Source organism: Streptomyces sp. WM6386, assembly GCF_000972385.1.
Classification (GTDB): domain Bacteria; phylum Actinomycetota; class Actinomycetes; order Streptomycetales; family Streptomycetaceae; genus Streptomyces.
This window is the reverse complement of record NZ_JXTE01000603.1, coordinates 1-378: the sequence shown is the minus strand read 5'-3', so window position 1 is coordinate 378 and position 378 is coordinate 1. Positions and strand designations below refer to the sequence as shown.

General features: G+C 75.4%; 1 protein-coding gene. It reads left to right on the top strand.

The annotated features are described in order from the left end of the window. Positions 1 to 378: hypothetical protein (locus TN53_RS42880; protein WP_046264342.1), on the top strand; the 378-nt coding region annotated here is incomplete at both ends.

Below are 378 nucleotides of genomic sequence, written 5' to 3'. Positions count from 1 at the left end.
GGCGGCCAGGCCCAACGCGTCGCGCTGGCCCGCGCCCTGAGCCTGACCGGCGACCTCGTGGGCTTCCGGGAGACCCTCACCGAGGCGCTGGACCTGCTGCCGTCCCACCAGCGCCATCGGCGGGTGGAAGTGGTGGCGCTGCAGGCCCAGGTGGAGCGCATCCTCGGCGACCTCGGCGCGGCCCGGGCGGTCCTGGAAACGGAGTTGGCCGCCTGGCCCGACTCCAGCGGCGTCACCAACCCGCTTCGGCTGGAGCTGGCGACCGTACGCATGACGCAGCGGGCGTACGACGAGTCGGCGGCGCATCTGGACGCTGCCCTGCACTACGCGGCCCGCAGCGGTGACCGGGGCATGCAGACCGCCGCGGCCGCCTGCCGC